Here is a 20,781-nt window from a genome sequence, read left to right on the forward strand (position 1 = left end):
GATAGGGAGATATCAAAAATAATGGTTTGGATGGTTGTTTAATCCAGATGGAGAAAAGTAACCCAGGGGCTTAGAGAGGAGAATGAAATTGAAAATGATTTTTTTACTCGTTTCTTTATGTATTAATGTTTTTTACATCATGAGTGCCCTATTTATCTTTCATATACGGTTTTCACTGATGGCAGAAACAGGTTTTGGATTCTTTTTTCTTGTAAGTGTGCTTTTATCATTAGCTTTTCTTCTTCGATCCCACAGAGAGTCAAAGGCTTTTTCCATTTTATTCGTGATGATCCTCTGTTTAAATATGGCTTCGCTTGGTTGGCTTACTTTTTCTACCTACCTGTCCGTTTTAATGGGGTAGTATCTTTATTTTGGATGAGAGGTTAAATTGTGAGTAGATTCATGAAGGGAATGAGGCTGTCTATAGGTATATTACCAATTCTTCTTTTTTATGTCTCTTCCTGTCACAGTCTTTGTCATAGTGATAGTTCTTAGACTTTCTTAAGAGGTGAAAGGAGGAGAACATTGGCTGCTGGAATAATGATGTTTAGCTTTGATTATTCAGCTCATTGATTTCTCTTTCAATAAGAAATACTGAAATTTCAAATGCTTCAATCCGCCTTTTTGCTAAAGTGATTTGAGATTTATACGAATTCGGATTGTCTTTAGCTTCAAGAGTTTTTATCGTTTCTCTAAGTTTGTGTAGAGTGGAGTCAATCTGCCGCTTTGCTTCAATTAATTCAGATTCATTAAAGTCCATTTACTTGCAGCTCCTTTATTAGCTGTGATTTGTTCATATTACTTTCTGATCTTCAGTAAGTCAAATGCTCCTTAGGCAATCTTTTATCATCAAATATGAAGTGTAAGTAGTTGACTATAGTAAAGAGTTATTGTTATTCTGTTAAATAGAAAGATCGTTCTATCTAATGTGAGGAGTGCTGAATGATATGAGTGTAAAAAGAGATACATTACTGGAAGTAGCAGAACGATTGTTTTATGAGCACGGGTTCCGTGGTGTAGGGTTAAAACAGATCATTAGTGAAGCTAATGTAGCAACGATGACGCTGTATAACCATTTCTCCTCCAAGGACAATTTGGTCGAGGAAGTACTTAGGCAGCGGGAGGAACGCTATTGGTCTTATTTGGATACACAGGTAGAAATGGATTCAGAGTCCCCTTTCATTTTAGTTGTTGAAGCTCATGGTCGTTGGTTAAAGGAACAATCCTACAGAGGATGTATGTTTCTAAGAGCGATTGAAGATTATGCAGGAACGGACAATGACATTGAAAATATTGCAAGAGGCCACAAAGCCAAATTACTCAAATATTTTCAGCAGCTCGCTCAACGAAAAGGAAAAGATAATGAGCTGGATTTAGCTCATCAATTTACACTTCTTCTTGAAGGAACCACTTCGATGACCACATTAATTGGTGCGGAGAAAGCAACAGAACACTCTATTGCGATGGCGAGGACACTTGTCCAACATACATCGTAATTTTTTTACCTGAAAATTAGAAAGGTCGTTCTATATAATTTTAATGAGTTAGGATGAATACCATGAAATTTTCAAGGCTCGTTTTCCCGGGAGTTACTATGATTGCTGCTACCTACGGATTGGCAAGGTTTAGTTTTGGACTGCTTCTTCCAGAAATACGGGAATCACTTAAAATGTCCGAATTTGCATCAGGAGTCATTTCTTCACTGTTTTATTTAGCTTATTGCTTCACTATCATTTTATCTACGGTGGTCACTACAAAGAAAGGGCCGAAAAGAATGATCATCTCAGCCGGACTGTCAGCCTTTACTGGAATGTTGTTGATGGGTGTGACACCAAATGCATGGGTGCTTGCGTTAGGAGTGTTATTTGCTGGAGGAAGCACGGGTCTGATCTCTCCACCTTATGGTGCAGCGATTTCGCTTTGGATTACAGAGGATAAGCAAGGAAAAGCCAATACATGGATCAATTCAGGAACAAGTTTTGGTATAGCTCTTTCTGGGTTGGGAGCGATTCTACTAGCATCCAATTGGAGGCTGACGTATATAATTTATGCGATCATGACCTTTCTAATAGTGGCATGGAATTTTACAGCGATTCCGAAAGACGGCAAAAACCCAAGGTTAAGATTGAACAAAGGGAATCTAGCTATAAGAGGAATTAAAGGCGCAATCTCTTTATCTTTGGCGTCTCTTACCTTAGGGATTTCTACAGCTGCGTTCTGGACTTTTTCCCGATCATTTATTGAAGCGGCTGGTGATTATCCTGCTTGGCAGCTGTCTGGATTTTGGGTCATCATAGGGATGTTTGGTGTCTTGGGAGGTTTTTCCGGTGCTCTAGTAGAGAGAAGAGGATTGCCTTAGTTAGGAAGTTTGTCCATTGCTTCAGCATCGATCATATTGGCTGTGATGCCAGGTAATTGGTTGGTCGCTTTCTTATCGGCCGGGTTTTTTGGAGGCTCGTATATCTTGTTAACGGGAGTACTGCTTGTCTGGGGAATCCGTGTATTTATCACAAATGCATCCTTAGGTATTGGGGTTCCCTTTTTACTATTGGCTTTGGGACAAGTCATAGGGTCGATACTCGCTGGATGGTTTATTGGGAAATGGGATTTTGCTGCTTGTTTCATCGTTTATGGGGGATCGGAATTGTGGCTGCCTTTATAGGTCCCAAAAAGGCTGAGAGGGAATTGCGCTGAATATAGAATACATTAGAATAAGAAGAACGTTAAACATCATTATTTCGTATGCTGATCAGAGAACCAGAGCCCGTTACGAAAGCAATGGATTAACTTGATAATATGATTCAAAAATATGGAGCGAGTGATTCATCAGGTCTCTATTATCCTTGAAAAATAGGAGAATAAATTTAGAGGAGAACGAAGATGCACTATACTATAGAAGTATCAATGAAACAGAACGAAAAATTTTCAACCTTCTTACAGAAGAAAATTAAGGAATACAATAATAAACACTCCATCCATCATAAAGAAGTTAGGAAAAGCGGAGCAGTACAGCCAATAAATGTGATGGTATCGAATGACGATGAAAGTTGGATTGGTGGTTTGAACGCAGATTTTTATTGGGACTGGCTCGAGATTAATGATTTTTGGGTTCATAAAGAATACCGGGGAAAAGGTTTAGGAGCACACCTTCTTGAAAAAGCTGAAAAAATCGCCAAAGAGAAAGGAGCAAAGAAAGCACTTTTAACTACTTTTGAATTTCAAGCTCGTACTTTTTATGAAACCAAAGGTTATCAAGTTGTAGGTGAAGTTAAAGATTACCCTCCTGGCAGTAGTTATTTTACGATGGTAAAGGTGCTTGTTTAACAAGGTTTTGTGGAGTCTTTGAAAAGGGAGCATATCAGTAACATGAAAAATTTGCTCCCTTTTTTGGTTTGTCAAACAAGCTGTTAGAACGGGGAGGGCAACCCTCTACAGATAAATTCAACTTTCTAAGCAAATAGAATTAACGGCGGCGCCCTGTTTAGAGGTGGATACTGAATAGGAATTCACAAGCAGGAAGAGAGTCATCGTCTGCGTTTACGCTCCGTATTTCACAATGTTAGCATCTCTCGTTGAAAAATTTATGGCTAATCAGGACAACTTTTGAATAGACCTTTCAATTGGCCATTCCCCTTTAAAAATCCCCCTTTCTTGACCTAAAGGATTCTGAAAAAATCTTTAACTATGTATTTCCGTATGGGTTGATGGCTTTATTGCATAGGGCAGACGTGCAAGAAGACTGTATTTTTAATGATTTTTGTATAAAAATGAGAAAAATGGCTGTTTTAGTCTGTCTATTCTGACTATTCTCATTTTGTTGGCCGTATTGACTATGATAGAAAAATTGATGTGTTTTACTATAAAAATAGTTAACAAGTTGCTAACCAAAGCGACCAATAAATGGTATGGGAGGTCTTAGATGCTGAGAGTCGCTGTAGTGGGAGTCAATAATATCGGTAAGATCCATTGCCAGTATTACCGTAAGAATCCGGATACCCAGCTTACAGCTGTTTGTGATTTAGTGGAGGAACGCGCCAGGGTGGCAGCAGATCAATTTGGAAGTAACGCCTACACCGACTTAGAAGTTCTTCTTGATAAAGAAGAGATTGATATTGTCAGTGTGGCGACAGCAGGTAAGGAGAACGGGAGTCATCATTATCTTCCTGTAAAACTGGCGATCGAAGCAGGGAAGGATGTCCTTGTCGAAAAGCCGATCTCTAACACTATTAAAGAAGCAAGGGATATGGTCCGCCTTGCCGCTGAGAAAAAAGTTCGATTTGCTTGTAACTTAAATCACAGCTTCGTCCCTGCAGCCTTAAAAGGAAAGAAGTTGATTGCTGAAGGAAAATTGGGTACCTTGTTATTCATTAACATGAAGCTGACCATTCAGAATTCGAAAGATTGGACACCATGGTTTCATATGCGGGCTCTACACCCTCATTCCATTGATGTAATGCGCTATTTTGGCGGAGATATCAAGCGGGTCCAAGCATTCATGACCAAAGCTCCTGGGAGAAACACATGGTCAACGGTTTCCATTAATATGGAATTCAGCTCAGGGACTGTCGGTCATTTGACAGGAAGCTATGATATGTCGAGAAGGCACCCGATAGAATTTTGCGAAGTTGGTGGGGACAAAGGAAGATTCACGATAGACAATGTTTATGAAAATTTTACTTTCTATCCGCACGGCAGCGATGAGCTGACTGTATTACGAAATTCAATTATGACAGGTGTGGGCACATTTAATGAGACATTTACAAATCGATTTGATCATTTCATCAGGCAAGTGAAGGCAGGAGTAGCACCTGATAACATCGATGCATCCGGTGCTGATGCACTGGCAGGACAGGAAGTCATCGAAGCTGCTATTAGGTCCTGGGAACAGAACGGGAAGGTTGTGGAAGTTCCGCAAGTTAAGAAAGCATTTGTTATTTAAACATGATTTAATAAATGCCTAATGAAAACTCTTGCACTTAGACTCCCCATCTTATACTTAAGAACATTAAAGTCAATCGAAGAAAAATGACTGATGACGTCAATTGAAGCCGACAACTACCCTTTCCAAGTTTGAGGAGGACACCGGAGGCAGCTTGTAAAACAGTGATAAACGTATGCTGTCTTTTTTTGTAACTTTAATGAAAGCGCTAACATTTAAGTGCTTATTGACTGTTCTACACTTAATAATGATTGAGGAGGATGGAAATATGAGTAAGGTGAAGTCCAAGCGGTTTGGTTTACTGATAAGTATTTTCGTAATTTGTATGATCCTTGCCGGTTGCGGGGCAGAGGAAAGCGGGGCCTCAAGCGGCAGTGGTGGTGACGATACGTTGACGATGCTTGTCTCAGAAACAGCTGATACGCCTGGGTTCCGTGCGGTTGTTGAGAAGATTGAAGATGAGTTGGGAATAAAAACAAAAGTGGAAAAAAGACCTGGAGGACCAGAAGGGGAGAACATCGTTAAAACTCGACTGGCCACTGGCGACATGGCAGATCTTGTTCTCTTTAACTCTGGATCTCTGTTAATGGCTCTTGACCCAGGCAAACACTTTGTTGATCTGAAGGGTGAACCATTTATGGACAAGGTCATGGATTCGTATAAGGAAGTGGTCAGCAAAGACGGTCAAATCTTCGGTATTCCTGCCAAATCCAGCCAGGTAGGCGGGTGGCTTTATAACAAAAAAGTGTACAAGGAGTTAGGATTATCCGTTCCAAAGACGTGGGATGAATTGATGGCTAACAATGAAAAAATCAAAGCGGCAGGCAAAACGGCTGTCATTGGAACATATGGGGAAACATGGACCTCTCAGCTGCCAATTCTTGCTGACTTCTATAATGTTCAGGCAGAGGTCCCGAGTTTTGCTGAAGAATATACCGCAGGCAAAGCAAAATACGCATCCACTCCGGAGGCATTAAGAGGGTTCGAAAGAATTCAGGAAATAAGTGAAAAAGGTTACATGAACGACGATTATAATGTTGCTTCTTATAATCAAGGAATGAAAATGCTTGCAGAAGGAACAGGCGTTCATTACCCTATGCTTACTCAAGTACTTCCCCTAATTGCCGAAAATCATGGGGAACTTGTCAACGATATTGGTGTCTTCCCGCAGCCAAGTGATGATCCGGAAGTGAACGGTCTGACTGCATGGATGCCGGATGCAATTATGATCAATAAAGAGAGCAAAAATGTAGAAAAGGCTAAAAAATGGTTGGAGTACTATATCTCAGATGAAGCCCTGGAAGTCTATACGTCAAAAGAAAAAGCGATCGGTCCATTCGTCCTGAAAGGTGTGGAACTTCCGGAGGATTCCTATCCGGCAGTCAAGGAAATGACTCCTTACTTTGAATCGGGCAATGTAGCCCCTGCCCTGGAGTTTGTATCGCCAATTAAAGGGCCGAACCTTCCACAGATATGTACATCGATCGGAAGCGGCACGATGAAAGCAGAAAAGGCTGCCAAAATGTACGATGAAGATGTCGAGAAGCAGGCTAAACAGCTTGGCCTTGACTGGTAAGCTGGCCGAAAAAAGTGAAGGACTCTGTAGCTTTTTTAACAGAGTTCTTCTTTATAAGGAGTGTAGCGGATGATTAATTCAAAAAAAATGTATCCTCTTTATTTTTTACTGCCGGCTGGAATTATCTATTCCGTCTTTTTCCTTTTACCAACAGGAATGTCTTTCTTCTACAGTATGACGTGGTGGACCCTCGACGATTGGGAGTTTATCGGATTCGATAACTTCATCCAGTTTTTTCAAGAGCCTTCACTGAGAATCGGTTTTCGAAATACATTGATTTTTGCCTTTACGACAATGGGCGGAAAAGTAATCATCGGGCTATTGCTGGCTGTCTTTCTCTGTTCTAAAATCAGGAATAAAAACTTTCTTCGTTCGGTTGTTTTCTTCCCTGTACTTCTCAGTACGATTGCTGTCGGAATCACCTTTAAAACCATGATGCATCCAACAACAGGTCTGATTAATACTGCGTTAGCCAAAATCGGGATTACCGGTCCAAATTGGCTTGGTGATCCCAGTATCGCCCTTTTGTCGGTAGCCATGACAGATATTTGGAAAGGGGTTGGAATTGCCACCGTTATCTTTATAGCGGGGATAATGGCGATACCAAACCATTACTACGAAGCGCTGAAGATTGACGGAGGGAATGCTTTTCAAGGGTTTTGGCATGTAACCCTTCCTCTGTCAAGGCCGGCATTGAACACGGTTATTATTCTAGCTTTGATCGGTGGTTTGAGAACATTTGATTTGGTTTGGGCGATGACAGGAGGAGGACCAGGGTTCAGTACAGACTTGCTGGCTTCGATTGTGTACAAGCAGTATGCAGGAGGATTTTATGGTCTTGCTACCGCAGGAAACGTGCTGTTGTTCCTGTTTGTAGGGTTGATTGCTTTTCCAATCTTTAAATTTCTTAACCGCAAAGAGGTGGATCTATGAGTTTGAAAAATGAAGGAAGCAATGCGCTGAAAGAATCACAAGTGCAAACAGTCAAGACGGAAAATGACAACCACCCGGCAGTGAGCCCGAAGAAGAAAAAAAAGAAGGCACACGGTCTTCTGGCGGTTGAAATAGGTGCCGTACTTGCAGCAATCCTGTTTTTCGGCGTTCCATTTTATTTCGTCATCGTCAACTCATTCAAAACAAGTGGAGAAGCGGCAGCTATGAATCTATCCTGGCCTAATGCCTTCCAGGCCATCGAGAACTACCGGGAAGTGCTCACATTAAATGATGGGATTGTTCTTCGAGCGTTCATGAACAGCACAATTATTACGCTGGGTGCGATTATAACCCTGATTATCGTCTGTTCCATGGCTGGATTTGTCCTGCAGCGCAGACCAGGGTTATCTAAAAAACTCAACTATGTCATTCTGGCTGGTTTGATGATCCCACCCTCCATCGTACCAACGATTTGGGTGTTACAATCTATCGGTTTATTTAAAACGATGCCGGGGATCATTTTCCTGGAATCTGCTTTGCATTTTTCGTTTGCTACTCTTCTGTACACAGCCTTTGTAGCAACGATACCTAAGGAGTTGGATGAAGCAGCCCTTATTGATGGGTGCGGTCCGTTCAGCTTATTTTTCCGAATTATCTTCCCATTGTTAAAACCGGTGACTTCTACTGTTATCGTTTTGTCATCCATTCAGATTTATAACGATTTTGAAAACATGCTTTATTTTTTTCCGGGAGCAGACAATGCCACCGTGCAATTAACACTTTATAACTTCACCGGCCTGTATGGAACTTCCTATCACCTGTTGTTTGCTGACGTGATCATGATTTCAATTCCACCGCTTATTTTGTTCATTTTCTTCAATAAGAAGATTGTAGCTGGGATGACCGCTGGTGCGGTAAAAGGATAATGATCATGAAAGCAAGGGGACGAATACCTTGCCAAACGTTCCCTTTGCGTTGTCTACATACGGAATTGTCCAGGTCAGCTATGAAGTAGGCTGAATGCACAATGAAGTCGACTGTTTTCACGTGCTATGATAGAAAAATAAACAAGAGGAGAGAAAAAATCTCTTACATCCACGATTATATAAAAATATGTAAGCGTTTTAACGTTTATCGGACTAGCTAAACAAGGAGGAAAATAAATGAAATTAGGAGTAAATTCGGTGTTATTTGGTGGTTTTGACTTGGCGACAGCTGTGGAATATATCAAATTTTCTGGTTATCAGGGGATCGAATTGGCTTCAATTGAAAACATGGCCGTACACCTAAATGATAGGGCAGGAGACGGTGAATTGAGGGAGATCCGCAAGCTGGTGGAAGATGCTGGACTGGAGTTTTACTGCGTCGAAGCGGCCACCGATATTTTGGTTCCGGAAAACCGTGAACGGACAAAACGGGTTTTTGAAAGAGCTGCAAAGCTGGGAATTCCAATGGTCACCTCTGGCAGCGCCGGTGAATCAGACAACGAAGAAAAAACAGAAGCTTCTCTCCGTGCCATCGAAGAATTGGCGCAGGCGGCAGGGGACGCTGGCATCAAATATGCGTTAAAACTACATTATGGGCAAAGCATCTACAATACAAAAACGGCCCAGCGGTTAGTGGAAGAAGTGACGCAGCCGGCCTTAGGTCTTAATTTTGATGCGACTCATGTGGGACGGGTTGGAGATGATCCTGTTCAGGCTATCGAAGCTTTGCAGGATCATATCATCCATACCCATATCCGGGATACGTTTATCGAACAGCTGAAAATCGCAGCACCGGAATATCAGATTGCCGGCCGGGGGACCGTACCATTAAATGAAGTCGTAAACAAAATGGTAGAAACGGGGTACCAAGGAGCGACAGTGCTCGAAATCATTGGGGCCAAAGATTATTCCTTGCCGAAAGTTACCGCAATCGCCGCCGAGAGCCATGGGTATTTAAGCCGCTTATTCCAGGAAGCTAATGAAAGAAAGGAGCAGATTCAATGGTAAAAGTTGCAGTCGTAGGGGTTGGAAATATTGGGAAAATTCACTGTCGTTACTACAGCCAAAATCCGGACGTTGAATTGGTGGCTGTATGTGATTTGATCGAAGAGCGCGCTCAAGAAATGGCGGATTTGTACGGTTCGAAAGTTTATACGGACATAGAGGTCATGCTCAATAAGGAAGACATCGAAGTTGTCAGTATCGCCACTGCCGGAGAGGAAAACGGCGGAGATCACTTCCGGCCAGCGGTCTGTGCGCTTGAAGCCGGAAAAGATGTACTCGTTGAAAAGCCGATATCCAATGATATTGAGAAAGCAAGAGAAATGGTTTGCCTGGCAGCAGAAAAAAAAGTACGGCTCGTCAGCAACTTAAACCACCGCTTCGTACCGGCTGCTTATAAAGGCAAGGAGTTGATTCAAAAAGGGGATTTGGGATCATTATTGTTTTTGAACATGAAATTGACGATTCAAAACCCGAATGAAACGAGCCCATGGTTTCACCTTCGTGCCTTGCATCCTCATTCAGTTGATGTGCTTCGTTATTTTGCCGGTGACATTAAACGTGTTCAGTCCTTTATGACTAAAGCACCTGGCCGGGAAATCTGGTCGACTGCTTCGATTAATTTAGAATTTGCCTCTGGTGCTGTGGGACATTTGACTGGAAGCTATGATATGGCGGGGCGCCACCCGATTGAGTATTGCGAAGTGGCAGGAGATCAGGGACGGTTCATAATCGATAACGTCTATGAAAATTTCACATTTTATCCACACGACAGTGATGAATTGATCGTACTAAGGAACTCGATCATGAGTGGTGTCGGCAGCTTTCAGGAAACGTTTAAAAACCGTCTTGATCACTTCATCAAGCAAATTATCGATGGTGTTGAGCCTGGCAAAATGGAGGCATCCGGAGCAGACGCTTTAGCCGGCCAGGAAGTCATTGAAGCGGCTATACGCTCCCAGCAGGAAAATGGCATGGCAATCGACGTTACGCCTGTTAACAAGGAAGTTTTCCTATGATCAGAAATAAGTATAAGTTATACCTGATGGATAAACATCGAGAAGAGGTAGAGTTATTCTGCATACGATCAAGTTAAAGAGCAGCATTCCTGTTGCCGGTTTGTACATCAGGCTCGTATATTCGTCCCAGGAAGCGTTGGCTTTATTCACTTCAATTCCTTATGATGTGGAAGGCTGATTTCAGAAGAAAACGAAGGGCGGAGGTTTGATGAGGTTAAAAAGCAGTGAGTTTATGAGTGAAAAGGACTTCCCTTTCTGTATCAATCGGAAAATCCACACGAAGCGAAACCTGCCGCCAGTCCATGATCACGATTTTATTGAATTGGTCTATGTACTGGAAGGGGAGGCAGAGCATATTTTTGAAAGGGAAGGCTATGGAATTGAAGCAGGAGATGTGTTCATTATTAATCCTGGTGAAGTCCATACGTATAAAATCGGCCACGGGCACCGGTTTGAGATCATCAACTGCTTGTTCATGCCCACTCTATTCGATGAAGCATGGCTGAGAGGGCTTGGCATTTCCGAATCGATGGATTATTTCTATGTGCACCCCTTTCTCAATACGAATGATCGGTTTCATCATTGTTTGAATTTAAGGGGAGAAGATGCCGTAACCGTTTTATCTTCTTTTGAAACCATCATTGAAGAATATGTGGAAAAACGGAGCGACTACATGACACTGATTCGGCTCAAGCTTGTCCAGCTTCTGTTGCAGCTATCGAGGTATTACGGGGAAAAAGCGACATTCCCATGTAAGGCCAGCCGCCGTAAGCAGGAACGGAAAATTTTTATTCAGCGTATTTGCGGCTATATCGAACGTCATTACAATCAAAAGCTGTCATTAGGTGTTCTTTCCGAGTTGTTCAATATAAGCTCCAGACACTTAAACCGTATTTTTAAAGAAGAAACAGGAAAAACGGTCATTGAATTCGTACACCATGTCCGGATTAACAAAGCGAAAAAGCTGTTTACCGATACAGACAAAAAAGTGCTGACAATCGCTATGGAAGTAGGTTATGACGATCCAGCTTTTTTCACTCGTCTATTCACAAGGGAGGTTGGCTGTTCTCCTGGCAAATACAGAGGTTTAGATCATGATAAAGGGATGCTCGTATAAACCATTTAAAGGAGGAATCAGGGATGACGAATAAACCAAATGTCATTTTATTTGGTATTGATAGTTTGCGAAGGGATTTCATGAGCAGTTACGGTTACTACCACCAAACCACCCCGCACATTGACAAATTTGCTGAAGAGGGGGTTTTGTTCGAAAAACATTTCAGCCCAAGTATTCCGACTACTCCGGCGTATGCATCCATGTTGTCCGGCAGGGATTGCTTTGGCACCGACGTTGTCGCGTTGAGGCATAAGGGACCTATGGGCGAAGGTACGAAAACATTAGCGGAAATATTAGGGGATAATGATTACAATACGACCTGTGTCGGATTCTCCAATAATCCTTCTGCAAGAGGATTCCAAAAATACTTGGACTACGAAGCATGGCTGCCGGATGAAACGGGACGATGTCCGAAAGCAGAAAACCTGAACGACGTTGCCATCCCTGAATTGAAACGGCTGCAGGCAGAAGAAAAACCTTTCTTCTTGTTCCTGCGTCATATGGACCCGCATTCGCCTTACATGCCTCCTCGTCCTTTCGAGAGAATGTTTTATGCCGGAGATGAAAAGGATCCGGACAATAAATCAATGGAACCCGTCTATAACTTCAAACCACATGCTGATTTCTTTAAATCCTGGATCCCGAAAGGTGTGACCGATAAGGATTATGTCATTGCTCAGTATGAAGGGGCGATCGCTTACATGGATGCATGCATCCAAAATATCTTCGCTCAAGTTGAAGAGCTGGGAATAGAAGAAGAAACATTAATTGTAGTGACAGCCGATCACGGCGAAACGCTGTACGAGCATGAATGTTACTTCGACCATCACGGTATGTATGACAACTGCCTGGTCGTTCCACTGATTTTTCAGTATAAAGGCAGGCTCCCTGAAGGAAAACGTCTGACGGATCCGACATTAATTCAGGACATTACCCCGACGATCCTGGAGATAATCGGTATCGAAACAGACCTTCCATTCGACGGACGAAGCCTTGTTAACATGATTAATGGAGATGGACCAGAGCCAGTAGCTGAATTTTACATTACCGAATGTACATGGATGCGTAAACATGGCTGGCGTACTCCAGAATGGAAGCTGATTCAGGCCCTGGAGCCGGACTTTCACTTCAAGCCTGAAATAGAGCTGTATAACCTTATCAAAGATCCGGGAGAAAATCGCAATGTGGCAGACGAAGAGCCTGAAGTAGCCGCCTTGCTGCAAAAACGGATGAAGGCATACATCGCCAAGCGTGAGAGGGAAACAGGCAGGGTCAATCCGATGTACACTAACACCGGCTATCATGGCTTTGGTGAGGAGCCGATGGAAGATTCCCAGCAAGCCTATGAGACTATGTATTTGGGATCTATAACAAAAGCAAAAGGCCTGCAGGCGGATGATAAGAAGCAAACAGTTAAATAGAAGAGAGAAAACCGGACCTTTTGGAGGTCCGGTTTTCGTTTTAGTTTTCGGCATTTATTATTGATATTACTATTTATCAAAAGGAAAAAGTGTTAGTTGACTCTGAGTTAGCTTTTACGCTTGTAATAAGAGTGATTCCAGACGTTCCCGCGATGGATTCTCTTTCCACTCCTCCCAAGTAAGGCCGACTTCATTTAGTATATTCTCGATCCTTTTTCGGAAAGGCAGGCCTTCTGTATTCAGTTGATGCATCATGGGATCTTCTTTCCCCTGGAGGATAAGATCTATCCAGGCATCCAGTTCTTTTTCAAATTGTTCAGCCAGCTTAGGGAAAGAATCTGCAATGTTCACCATTTCTTCTGGGTCGGCTTTTAAATCATAGAGCTCTTGATCTGGTCTCGTGAATAATCCGCTGTCGTAATTGCGGATAAATTTGTACCGTTCAGTCCGGATCCCGCGAGCAGACTGCCAGGCACATTCGCTTAAGTAAATCCTCGATTGTGTACCTTGTTCCTGACCAAGCATAGCCGGCCATAAACTTTTTCCGTCTATCTTCTCTGGAACGGCGGGACACTTTATACGAGAGGAAGCTGCTTTATCTATGGACTCTAAAATAGTCGGGAGTAAATCGACCTGCTGGACAAATCCACTCACACGTTTCCCCTCCGGAATGTAAGAGGGCATTCTCATGATCAAAGGTACTCTAACCGTCTGTTCATATAAACCGCAGTGATCCCAATAGATATCATGTTCTGTCAGACTTTCTCCATGGTCTCCAAACAATATGAGCATAGTATCGTCTTTAATACCCAGTTCTTCTAAGTAATCATCGACTTCTTTCAGCCTGTCGTCCAAGTAACGAACTTCTGCATCATACAGGGAATTCACGTATTGGGCATCCGTGACAGGGCCGATCAGGTCAAAATGATGGTTTTTAAAAAAAGGATAAGCCAAATGGTTGTAAGCACCATCCATACTTGTATTGTGAGGATCGTATGGATCACTACTGCTATCATAGAATTGTTTATATTCATCAGGAGGGAGGTAAGGAGTATGGGGATCCCAGTAATGAAGGAATAAGAAAAAATCTTCATCCTTATGATCCCGTAGCCACGGTTTGGCCAGTTCATTGACCGTTTTTCCATCGATCCACCGTTTTTCCCCGACGCTGTTGATATAATAGCGGTAACCTCGGGCAAACCATTCTTGTAAATGATATAAATTATCGACAGCTCCAGTAGTAAATCCGCTTTGCCGCAGCATACTCGGCAGCCACTCTGTAGACTTTGGGAGGTGCGACAATGTGGAACCATGAGAGACAACCCCCGTCCGCAGCCCCGCTTTGCCTGTGAAGATAGAAGTATGAACAACTTCTGTAGGAATATCTTGAGAGTAAGCGCTTTCAAATAAAGCCCCTTCAGAAGCGATTTTATCTATATGAGGACTGGTCGGTTTGTGGTAACCATAGCAGCCTAATCGATCAGCCCTTAAAGAATCAAGTGACATCATAATTATTTTCACGTAATGGCCTCCTATTGGATAAACAAATTCCAGAATGACGTTTTACCATTATTGTACTATTTGTTAATGGTTTTCACGATAGCCGATCAAGCCATCTTCATGGTCGATCCGGCCTTGCTAGGAAGCCTGTTTCGTTACCTTGTTCTTTTTATCAATTTTCTGGAAAGATAAAACTGCAGCCCACATAATCAAAAAGGACAGCAGGCTGGCGCTGAAGATCGGGAGAAAACTTGGAGAATAAAGAATGACTATATAAATAATGAGGGTTCCGGCAATCATCATAATGGTGGATAAAGGAGAAATAACCATCACAAGAAAGGCGGTTTTCAATACTTGGAACACCTTCATTTGATAATGAACAAAAACTGGAAAAGCATACAAGAGAGTCAACACGTAGATTGAGGACAGAATCAGTAAGAGAAAATGCAGCCAGCGAAATGAATTTTCAGATTGATCAAGAAGCATAAAATCCACGTATAAGGTGAAGCCGACAGCGAAAAGGACATAGCCAAGCAGACTGCTTCTTAGGAAGTCCTGTTTGTAAAATTTCCAAAATCTCTTAAATACAGGGATCTCCGTTTCCCCAAGCAGCCATTGACGTACCACAGCGAACATAGCCGTAGTAGCTGGGAATACTCCCAGCACAATTCCACCTAATAGGGAAAAGCAGAACCATAATAGATTTAGATAAGCGAATTTTACAATCCACTCGGGAATCTTAAGAAATCCTAACCCAGTATGCAAAGCCTAACCTCCTCTTCTATTTATTTGTAAGCGCTTTTATAAAATTGTATCAAATAGGAAAGAGTTTTTGTATAAAAATCTTATCCTGGAAAATGAGTCTTCAAAACTGTACTGATGATTTCATCAGTCTATGCATTTTATATATAGGGAGGCTTATCCGTCTACGGAACTCTTCTAGTTTAAGAATAATATGGAATTTTTCGGTAATTTTCCTTATTTTTCATCGAACCAAGAATATTCAGGTTAATGTATTTCTTTTCAGGGTAGGAAATAGGAGTATTTAAAAAACTTGTAAGAATGGTGATTAGATGGGGTTCTTTTACTATATAAAGAAATATCTTAAAATGTCGAGACGTCAGCGGAAAAGTGAACTAAAATCAACCCTTTGGTTTACCCCTCTTTGGTATATCATTGGAGCAGTTTGTTTATCCGTGTTCACTTTTTACCTTGATTATGTAGTTAATGTCAGCTTGTATCTGCCAGCGGCGATTGGTTTCAGTGGTCAGACGCTGCAGGTGCTTTTGAGTGCACTCGTAGGCGGGGTGCTGACCTTGAGTGCTTTTACCATTAACTCGCTGCTCGTCGCCTTGACGACGTTCAGCGGTCAATTTTCTTCCAAAATGCTGGTGAACTTTGTCAGTGACCGGGCAACCCAGCACGTGCTCGGTATTTTTAACGGAAGTTTTATTTACGTGCTCTTAAACTTCTTATACGTAACCCACGAAAAAGATGAGTATATTGTTGCGACGCCTGTCTTTTCCATTTTGACGGCAATTACCGCTGCCGTGACCTTTATTTATTTTATCAACCATACAGCCACCTGGATGCAGGTTCACAATATCAGCTTCAATATGAATGCCAAGTCCAAATCGGTGCAGGCTTCACTGGAAAAAGAATTAGGGCCCTACCACCTTGATAAGGAGATAAAGAGGGAGTCACTTCCTCCTGAGTCTAATGGAAAAGTGATAAAAGCCAGCCAATCAGGTTATCTTCAAGTCGCTGACTTTTCAAGACTTATTAAACTAGCGAATAAAGATAATATTCTCTTAAGATTCGAAGTTAGAATAGGGGAATTTGTAGTAGAAGGAACCCCTCTGTTTACGTATTGGGAATACGGGAAAAGTATTCATTCCGACCGCTACTTCAAGTCCATTGAAATCGGCCTCAAACAAACAGAAATTCAGGATCTGGAGTATGGGCTGATTAAGCTTGCCGAAGTAGCAATTAAGGCTTTTGGTCATAATGATCCGCTTACCGTTACGAATACGATTCATCAGATTACCGATTTGTTGAAAAGCATTGGCCAGTCTACGAATTTCTCTCCTTACCTTTTCGACCAGGAACAGGAGCTGCGGATTATCTTAAATCAAAAAGATTTCCGCTATCATCTTCATAAGGGGTTTGCTTCCATTCGAGAATATGCTAACCAGAACTCAACAGTGATGACTGAGCTGTTAACGATGGTTTCCCTGCTGAGTAAAACGATGGATAAGGAGGTTCATAAAGATCTGTGGGAATTTGCCCGCCAGACCATTTTAGGGTTTGATAACTACAGCCTTTATGAAAATGACTGCTTATATATTTTAGAGCAATTATCCGAGCTTGCTAAAAACACGGATAATCAGAAAGATTATCTTTTCCTGCTTGAATACATGCTGCAGCGGGTCAGCTCAAAGAGTGCCGCCAATGTACCTTCGTCTCTTTAAATGGATAAGTGGTGGCACAATCAAGGCAGATTTGGTTGGGTTCTTCAATAGGGCGGTTATCTATTAAAAGATGATCGCCTTTTTATATTTGAACGGGGGATAAACAGATTTACTCGATTGCTAATCGTATCTAGGTGCGTCATTGTTCCCTTTATTATGTTAAAATTTTCATATTAACGAGAATAATAGAAATGAGGTCGTCGCTTGGAGTTTGTAACGGAAAAATTAATTTATATTTCTTTATTCATTTTAATAATACATACCATTGAAACTCTGGCTTATGCTGTGCGCTTATCGGGAGCGCGGGTAGGTTTGATTGCGTCTGCATTGTCTTTATTTAATATCATGGTGATCGTTTCAAGAATGGCCAATATGCTGCAGCAACCCTTTACAGGGAGCTTGGTGGATACTGCTCCAAGCTCAAATACTCTATCTTTTCTGGAGCATCAGTACAGGGTTATTATTGGTGCCTCTACAATAGGCACGTTAGTGGGGATTATTTTATTACCAACGTTTGTGGCTTTATTTTCAAGAGCGATCATTCATCTATCTCAACAAGGAGGGTCTGTCCCTTCATTATTTAAGACCATTTTTACACTGGATTATATTAAACGTGGCTTAAACCAGATGCATTTTCCAAATAGAACGTATTTAAAAAACTTTTCATTAGCTCACATACCAAAACGATTGTTTTTGATAAATATGCTCGTAACTTCTATTTATACAGTAGGGGTTTTATCAGCGTTGTATGCAGCGCTTCTGGCTCCAGATAGAAACAATACTGTCATTATGTCTTCAGGTTTAATTAATGGCATAGCTACTATACTGTTAGTGGTGTTTGTGGATCCGAAAATATCAGTGATGGCAGATGACGTCATTAATAAGCGAGGGAATTATTTAACTTTAAGAAATGCGTCGCTTATGATGGTTACTTCGAGGCTGCTTGGGACCTTACTGGCTCAACTGCTGTTCATTCCTGGGGCAGAGTACATTGCATGGTTCACTCAATTTATCGTTTAACATAAGTAATGGGAAAGGGATAAAAGGGAAGGAGAGAGCTTATGAAGTGGTTTACCACCCTCGTCGTAGTGATGCTGCTTTTAGCAGCTTGTACAAATCAAGGAAGCAGCGAATCGAAACAAAAAAATGCAGGCGCTTCTAGTCAGGAAGTGTCAGCTTCTATTCTAAAGGTTAAACCAGCAAATCTTTCAGAACGTGAAAAGACTCTGGTCAATCAAATGGGGAATGATCACCAAACTTTCTACACAGTTGATGGAGAAGTGAAAGAAGGAGATGTACTAGTTACTTCGGTACAGGTTTATAAAAAGGGTGAGAAAGGTGAAGAAGTAATGTCATCTGTTGGCTCAGGCGAAGAAAAGAAATTCAATAAGGCACTGCACTCGTTCCAGATCCAGCTGGAAAAGAAAGCTGCTTATGTTACCATTGGTTCGCCGAATGGTTATGCAAGGGGCTCAACGACTATTCCTGGGGACATCGGCAGCTTTCTCTTTGAACAACCGGGAGAGGAAATTAAATTAATAAAAGGGAAACCAATTTATTTGGCGTACTTGATTGGAACGAGTAAGAATACATTAACCACACCATTACATGAGGACTTGACAACTTTGCCAAAATCAGTAAAAGACGCAGAATTTGCGCTCGTTTTTATATTGGAATTGAAAGATGAGGAATCTTAGTTAAAAGTGTCTCGAAAATAAGGTAATGGTTCAAGGCTGCTATAACTTTAATTTAGTTAAACAGGGAGTGCGACTATGGAAAATAACATTTTTGAACAGTTGGCCAAAAAATATGATACGGAAGAAAGAAGGAAATTAGCCCAAGTTATAGCTGAGGAAGTAAGACAAGCATTACTAAATCTTAAAACAAAATCGCTGCTGGACTATGGAAGTGGAACGGGTTTAGTTAGCTTACAAATCGCAGATTTAGTAAATTCTGTTTTGTTAGTAGACTCTTCGGCACAAATGCTGGAGGTGGCACAAGCTAAGATCACTAACGAGAGCATTTTCAACGCAAAAGTACGCTGCTCGGATTTTACTAAAGAAACTCCTGAACTGAAGACAGATATCGTTTTAATGTCCCTCGTGCTTCTTCATATACCTGATACTAAGAAAATTTTACAAAAGTTATTCACCGTTTTGAATGACGGGGGCAGGCTGATCATTGTTGATTTTGATAAAAACGATCAAATCGATCATCCAAAGGTTCATAATGGTTTTCTCCATGAGGAACTGAAAAAAACCTTATCTGAAGTTGGATTTAAATCAAATGAAATCAAGACCTTCTTCCATGGGGAACATATTTTTATGAATCAAGATGCCTCGATGTTTATATCCAGTAGTATAAAGTGAGCAGATGGTTACTATTATGAATCACAATCGCATTGCAACAGGTTAAATGACTATTCCTTCGTTTATGAGCTTCCAATGAAAAAAATGGAGTTACAATATATGACACAGCTAAAGTCAGCATTTCATGCTGGCTTTTATTATGCTGAAAAGGGGGTTGAGTGATTATCTCACATAAGGAAGCTTTTCTTTCGGAAGGTTATTTTCAGTTTTTAGCGAAATAGAATGACAAACAAACTTATCAAGAATACGGGAGATGGCAAATTCATCGGTGGATAGGTGGGAATGTATGAAGTGTCTCACAACATGCAGGTGTGATCGGTTATTTTAAAGATGAAATAATGGGGGAATGGTTATGTCAGTAGTGAATGAATTAGCTTCACAACTCAGTAGAAAGGATGAAGAGCCTAATATAACGTTGGCTCATAAGTTAGCTGAAGAGGATAATCATGCAGGTATTGAAGAAATAATGGAAAACCTATCCTCCAAGGATAAAAAGATACAGTATGATTGTATTAAAGTGGCGTATGAAATTGGACAAGTTAACCCAGTACTGATAAGCAAGTATGCCATCCAATTTATTGAGCTGCTAAGGAGCCGCAATAATCGTTTAGTGTGGGGGGTATGACTGCAATAGCAACCATTACTGATGAAGCATCAGAAACACTTATGGCTCATCTTGACACAATAAAAAATGCCATGAAAATTGGTTCGGTTATTACAGTCGATAAAGGAGTTCTTACTCTTGCGAAGCTTGCAGCTGTTAGTAGAGAAAACAATGATGCGATTTTTCCATTTTTACTCCATCACCTTGAAAATTGCAGACCAAAGGAAATTCCTCAGCATGCTGAAAGCACTCTTATTGCCGTAACAATTGAAAATAAAGAGGATCTTTTAAAGGTGTTACGAAAAAGAGAAACATACCTTACCGCTCCTCAGCTGAAAAGAGTTAGAAGAATCTATAAAACATTAGATGCTTAATTAATTATCTATGGAGGTGATCTTATGAAAGAATATAAAAAGTGTCAAAGCTGTGCCATGCCGTTAAAAAATATCGAGGATCGAGGAACTGAGCATAATTTAGAGAAAAGTTCTATGTACTGCACGCACTGCTATCAAGCAGGAGAATTTACGAACGAGGACATATCTGTTGATGAAATGAAACAACTTGTAAAAAACAAATGCATCGAAATGGGTTTTCCAAAGTTTTTGGCTGGACTATATGTGAAAAATCTTCATAAATTGGAGAGGTGGAATTAGTCATGACTTACAGGATGAAACAAGGAAAAATTGTTTATTTTTATCAGAGAATGCTATGAACAGAGAGGAAATACATTTAACGGGTATGTAATCTATCAGGCCACACATTCTTCGTAAAAAAAGGTGTGTGGTTTTTTTACATGAAGACGAATAATGAAGTGAACAGGCTAAACCTTTCTCCTTTGGAATTG

Annotated in this window: 22 protein-coding genes; 19 read left to right on the forward strand and 3 right to left on the reverse strand. The window is 41.2% G+C overall.

Annotated elements, in window-relative coordinates; translation table 11 throughout:
* Positions 1 to 547 precede the first annotated feature (547 nt).
* Positions 548 to 760: a hypothetical protein gene (locus MUN89_RS07625; protein WP_244712647.1), complete on the reverse strand. Its 213-nt coding sequence runs from the start codon at positions 758 to 760 to the stop codon at positions 548 to 550.
* A 187-nt stretch (positions 761 to 947) separates the two neighbouring features.
* On the opposite strand from MUN89_RS07625, the gene MUN89_RS07630 reads away from it, so the two are divergent.
* The 12 genes from MUN89_RS07630 to MUN89_RS07685 all read left to right on the forward strand — a co-directional run bounded on the left by MUN89_RS07630 (position 948) and on the right by MUN89_RS07685 (position 12,993).
* The gene (locus MUN89_RS07630; RefSeq protein WP_244712649.1) at positions 948 to 1,496 is read left to right on the forward strand and encodes a TetR/AcrR family transcriptional regulator; all 549 of its coding nucleotides are present in this window, start codon (positions 948 to 950) and stop codon (positions 1,494 to 1,496) included.
* Positions 1,497 to 1,558: 62 nt separating this feature from the next.
* Positions 1,559 to 2,359 (forward strand): MFS transporter, encoded by an 801-nt coding sequence (locus tag MUN89_RS07635; RefSeq protein WP_244712651.1) that lies wholly within the window; start codon positions 1,559 to 1,561, stop codon positions 2,357 to 2,359.
* 9 nt (positions 2,360 to 2,368) lie between these two features.
* Positions 2,369 to 2,662: a hypothetical protein gene (locus tag MUN89_RS07640; protein ID WP_244712653.1), complete on the forward strand. Its 294-nt coding sequence runs from the start codon at positions 2,369 to 2,371 to the stop codon at positions 2,660 to 2,662.
* Between the two features lie 218 nt (positions 2,663 to 2,880).
* On the forward strand, positions 2,881 to 3,324 hold the full coding sequence (locus MUN89_RS07645; RefSeq protein ID WP_244712654.1) for a GNAT family N-acetyltransferase: 444 nt from the start codon (positions 2,881 to 2,883) through the stop codon (positions 3,322 to 3,324).
* 595 nt (positions 3,325 to 3,919) lie between these two features.
* Positions 3,920 to 4,939, forward strand: a complete 1,020-nt coding sequence (locus tag MUN89_RS07650) for a Gfo/Idh/MocA family protein (RefSeq protein WP_244712656.1) — start codon at positions 3,920 to 3,922, stop codon at positions 4,937 to 4,939.
* 268 nt (positions 4,940 to 5,207) lie between these two features.
* Positions 5,208 to 6,515 (forward strand): ABC transporter substrate-binding protein, encoded by a 1,308-nt coding sequence (locus MUN89_RS07655; protein WP_244712658.1) that lies wholly within the window; start codon positions 5,208 to 5,210, stop codon positions 6,513 to 6,515.
* A 69-nt stretch (positions 6,516 to 6,584) separates the two neighbouring features.
* Entirely contained in the window at positions 6,585 to 7,448 is an 864-nt protein-coding gene (locus tag MUN89_RS07660) for a carbohydrate ABC transporter permease (protein WP_244712660.1), read from the forward strand.
* Positions 7,445 to 8,374: a carbohydrate ABC transporter permease gene (locus tag MUN89_RS07665; RefSeq protein WP_244712662.1), complete on the forward strand. Its 930-nt coding sequence runs from the start codon at positions 7,445 to 7,447 to the stop codon at positions 8,372 to 8,374. The genes MUN89_RS07660 and MUN89_RS07665 overlap by 4 nt, the downstream gene beginning before the upstream one ends.
* Before the next feature lie 237 nt (positions 8,375 to 8,611).
* Positions 8,612 to 9,442, forward strand: a complete 831-nt coding sequence (locus MUN89_RS07670; protein WP_244712664.1) for a sugar phosphate isomerase/epimerase family protein — start codon at positions 8,612 to 8,614, stop codon at positions 9,440 to 9,442.
* A complete protein-coding gene (locus MUN89_RS07675; RefSeq protein ID WP_244712666.1) occupies positions 9,436 to 10,455 on the forward strand; it encodes a Gfo/Idh/MocA family protein in 1,020 nt (339 codons plus the stop codon). Before MUN89_RS07670 ends, MUN89_RS07675 begins: the two co-directional genes overlap by 7 nt.
* A 232-nt stretch (positions 10,456 to 10,687) precedes the next feature.
* The gene (locus MUN89_RS07680) at positions 10,688 to 11,572 is read left to right on the forward strand and encodes an AraC family transcriptional regulator (protein WP_244712668.1); all 885 of its coding nucleotides are present in this window, start codon (positions 10,688 to 10,690) and stop codon (positions 11,570 to 11,572) included.
* Positions 11,573 to 11,595: 23 nt separating this feature from the next.
* The gene (locus tag MUN89_RS07685) at positions 11,596 to 12,993 is read left to right on the forward strand and encodes a sulfatase family protein (RefSeq protein WP_244712670.1); all 1,398 of its coding nucleotides are present in this window, start codon (positions 11,596 to 11,598) and stop codon (positions 12,991 to 12,993) included.
* A 114-nt stretch (positions 12,994 to 13,107) separates the two neighbouring features.
* Here the strand turns inward: MUN89_RS07685 and MUN89_RS07690 are convergent, their stop codons facing one another.
* Complete coding sequence (locus tag MUN89_RS07690; RefSeq protein WP_244712672.1) at positions 13,108 to 14,514, reverse strand: sulfatase family protein; 1,407 nt, start codon at positions 14,512 to 14,514, stop codon at positions 13,108 to 13,110.
* A 117-nt stretch (positions 14,515 to 14,631) separates the two neighbouring features.
* Positions 14,632 to 15,258, reverse strand: coding sequence for a YesL family protein (locus tag MUN89_RS07695; protein ID WP_244712674.1), 627 nt, complete (start codon positions 15,256 to 15,258; stop codon positions 14,632 to 14,634).
* Positions 15,259 to 15,602: 344 nt separating this feature from the next.
* On the opposite strand from MUN89_RS07695, the gene MUN89_RS07700 reads away from it, so the two are divergent.
* The 7 genes from MUN89_RS07700 to MUN89_RS07730 all read left to right on the forward strand — a co-directional run bounded on the left by MUN89_RS07700 (position 15,603) and on the right by MUN89_RS07730 (position 20,590).
* Complete coding sequence (locus tag MUN89_RS07700; RefSeq protein WP_244712675.1) at positions 15,603 to 16,964, forward strand: DUF2254 domain-containing protein; 1,362 nt, start codon at positions 15,603 to 15,605, stop codon at positions 16,962 to 16,964.
* A gap of 204 nt (positions 16,965 to 17,168) precedes the next feature.
* On the forward strand, positions 17,169 to 17,984 hold the full coding sequence (locus MUN89_RS07705) for a lipid II flippase Amj family protein (RefSeq protein ID WP_244712677.1): 816 nt from the start codon (positions 17,169 to 17,171) through the stop codon (positions 17,982 to 17,984).
* Between the two features lie 41 nt (positions 17,985 to 18,025).
* Positions 18,026 to 18,661, forward strand: a complete 636-nt coding sequence (locus MUN89_RS07710; RefSeq protein ID WP_244712679.1) for a hypothetical protein — start codon at positions 18,026 to 18,028, stop codon at positions 18,659 to 18,661.
* A 75-nt stretch (positions 18,662 to 18,736) separates the two neighbouring features.
* Positions 18,737 to 19,333 carry a class I SAM-dependent methyltransferase gene (locus MUN89_RS07715; protein WP_244712681.1) on the forward strand — a complete coding sequence of 199 codons (597 nt, stop codon included), beginning with the start codon at positions 18,737 to 18,739 and terminating at the stop codon, positions 19,331 to 19,333.
* A gap of 352 nt (positions 19,334 to 19,685) precedes the next feature.
* Complete coding sequence (locus MUN89_RS07720; protein WP_244712683.1) at positions 19,686 to 19,958, forward strand: hypothetical protein; 273 nt, start codon at positions 19,686 to 19,688, stop codon at positions 19,956 to 19,958.
* Positions 19,955 to 20,311 (forward strand): hypothetical protein, encoded by a 357-nt coding sequence (locus tag MUN89_RS07725; RefSeq protein ID WP_244712685.1) that lies wholly within the window; start codon positions 19,955 to 19,957, stop codon positions 20,309 to 20,311. The genes MUN89_RS07720 and MUN89_RS07725 overlap by 4 nt, the downstream gene beginning before the upstream one ends.
* Positions 20,312 to 20,335: 24 nt before the next feature.
* On the forward strand, positions 20,336 to 20,590 hold the full coding sequence (locus MUN89_RS07730) for a zinc ribbon domain-containing protein (RefSeq protein ID WP_244712687.1): 255 nt from the start codon (positions 20,336 to 20,338) through the stop codon (positions 20,588 to 20,590).
* Positions 20,591 to 20,781: the final 191 nt, after the last annotated feature.

The sequence above is a fragment of the Halobacillus salinarum genome, from assembly GCF_022919095.1.
Taxonomy (GTDB): Bacteria; Bacillota; Bacilli; order Bacillales; family Halobacillaceae; genus Halobacillus_B; species Halobacillus_B salinarum.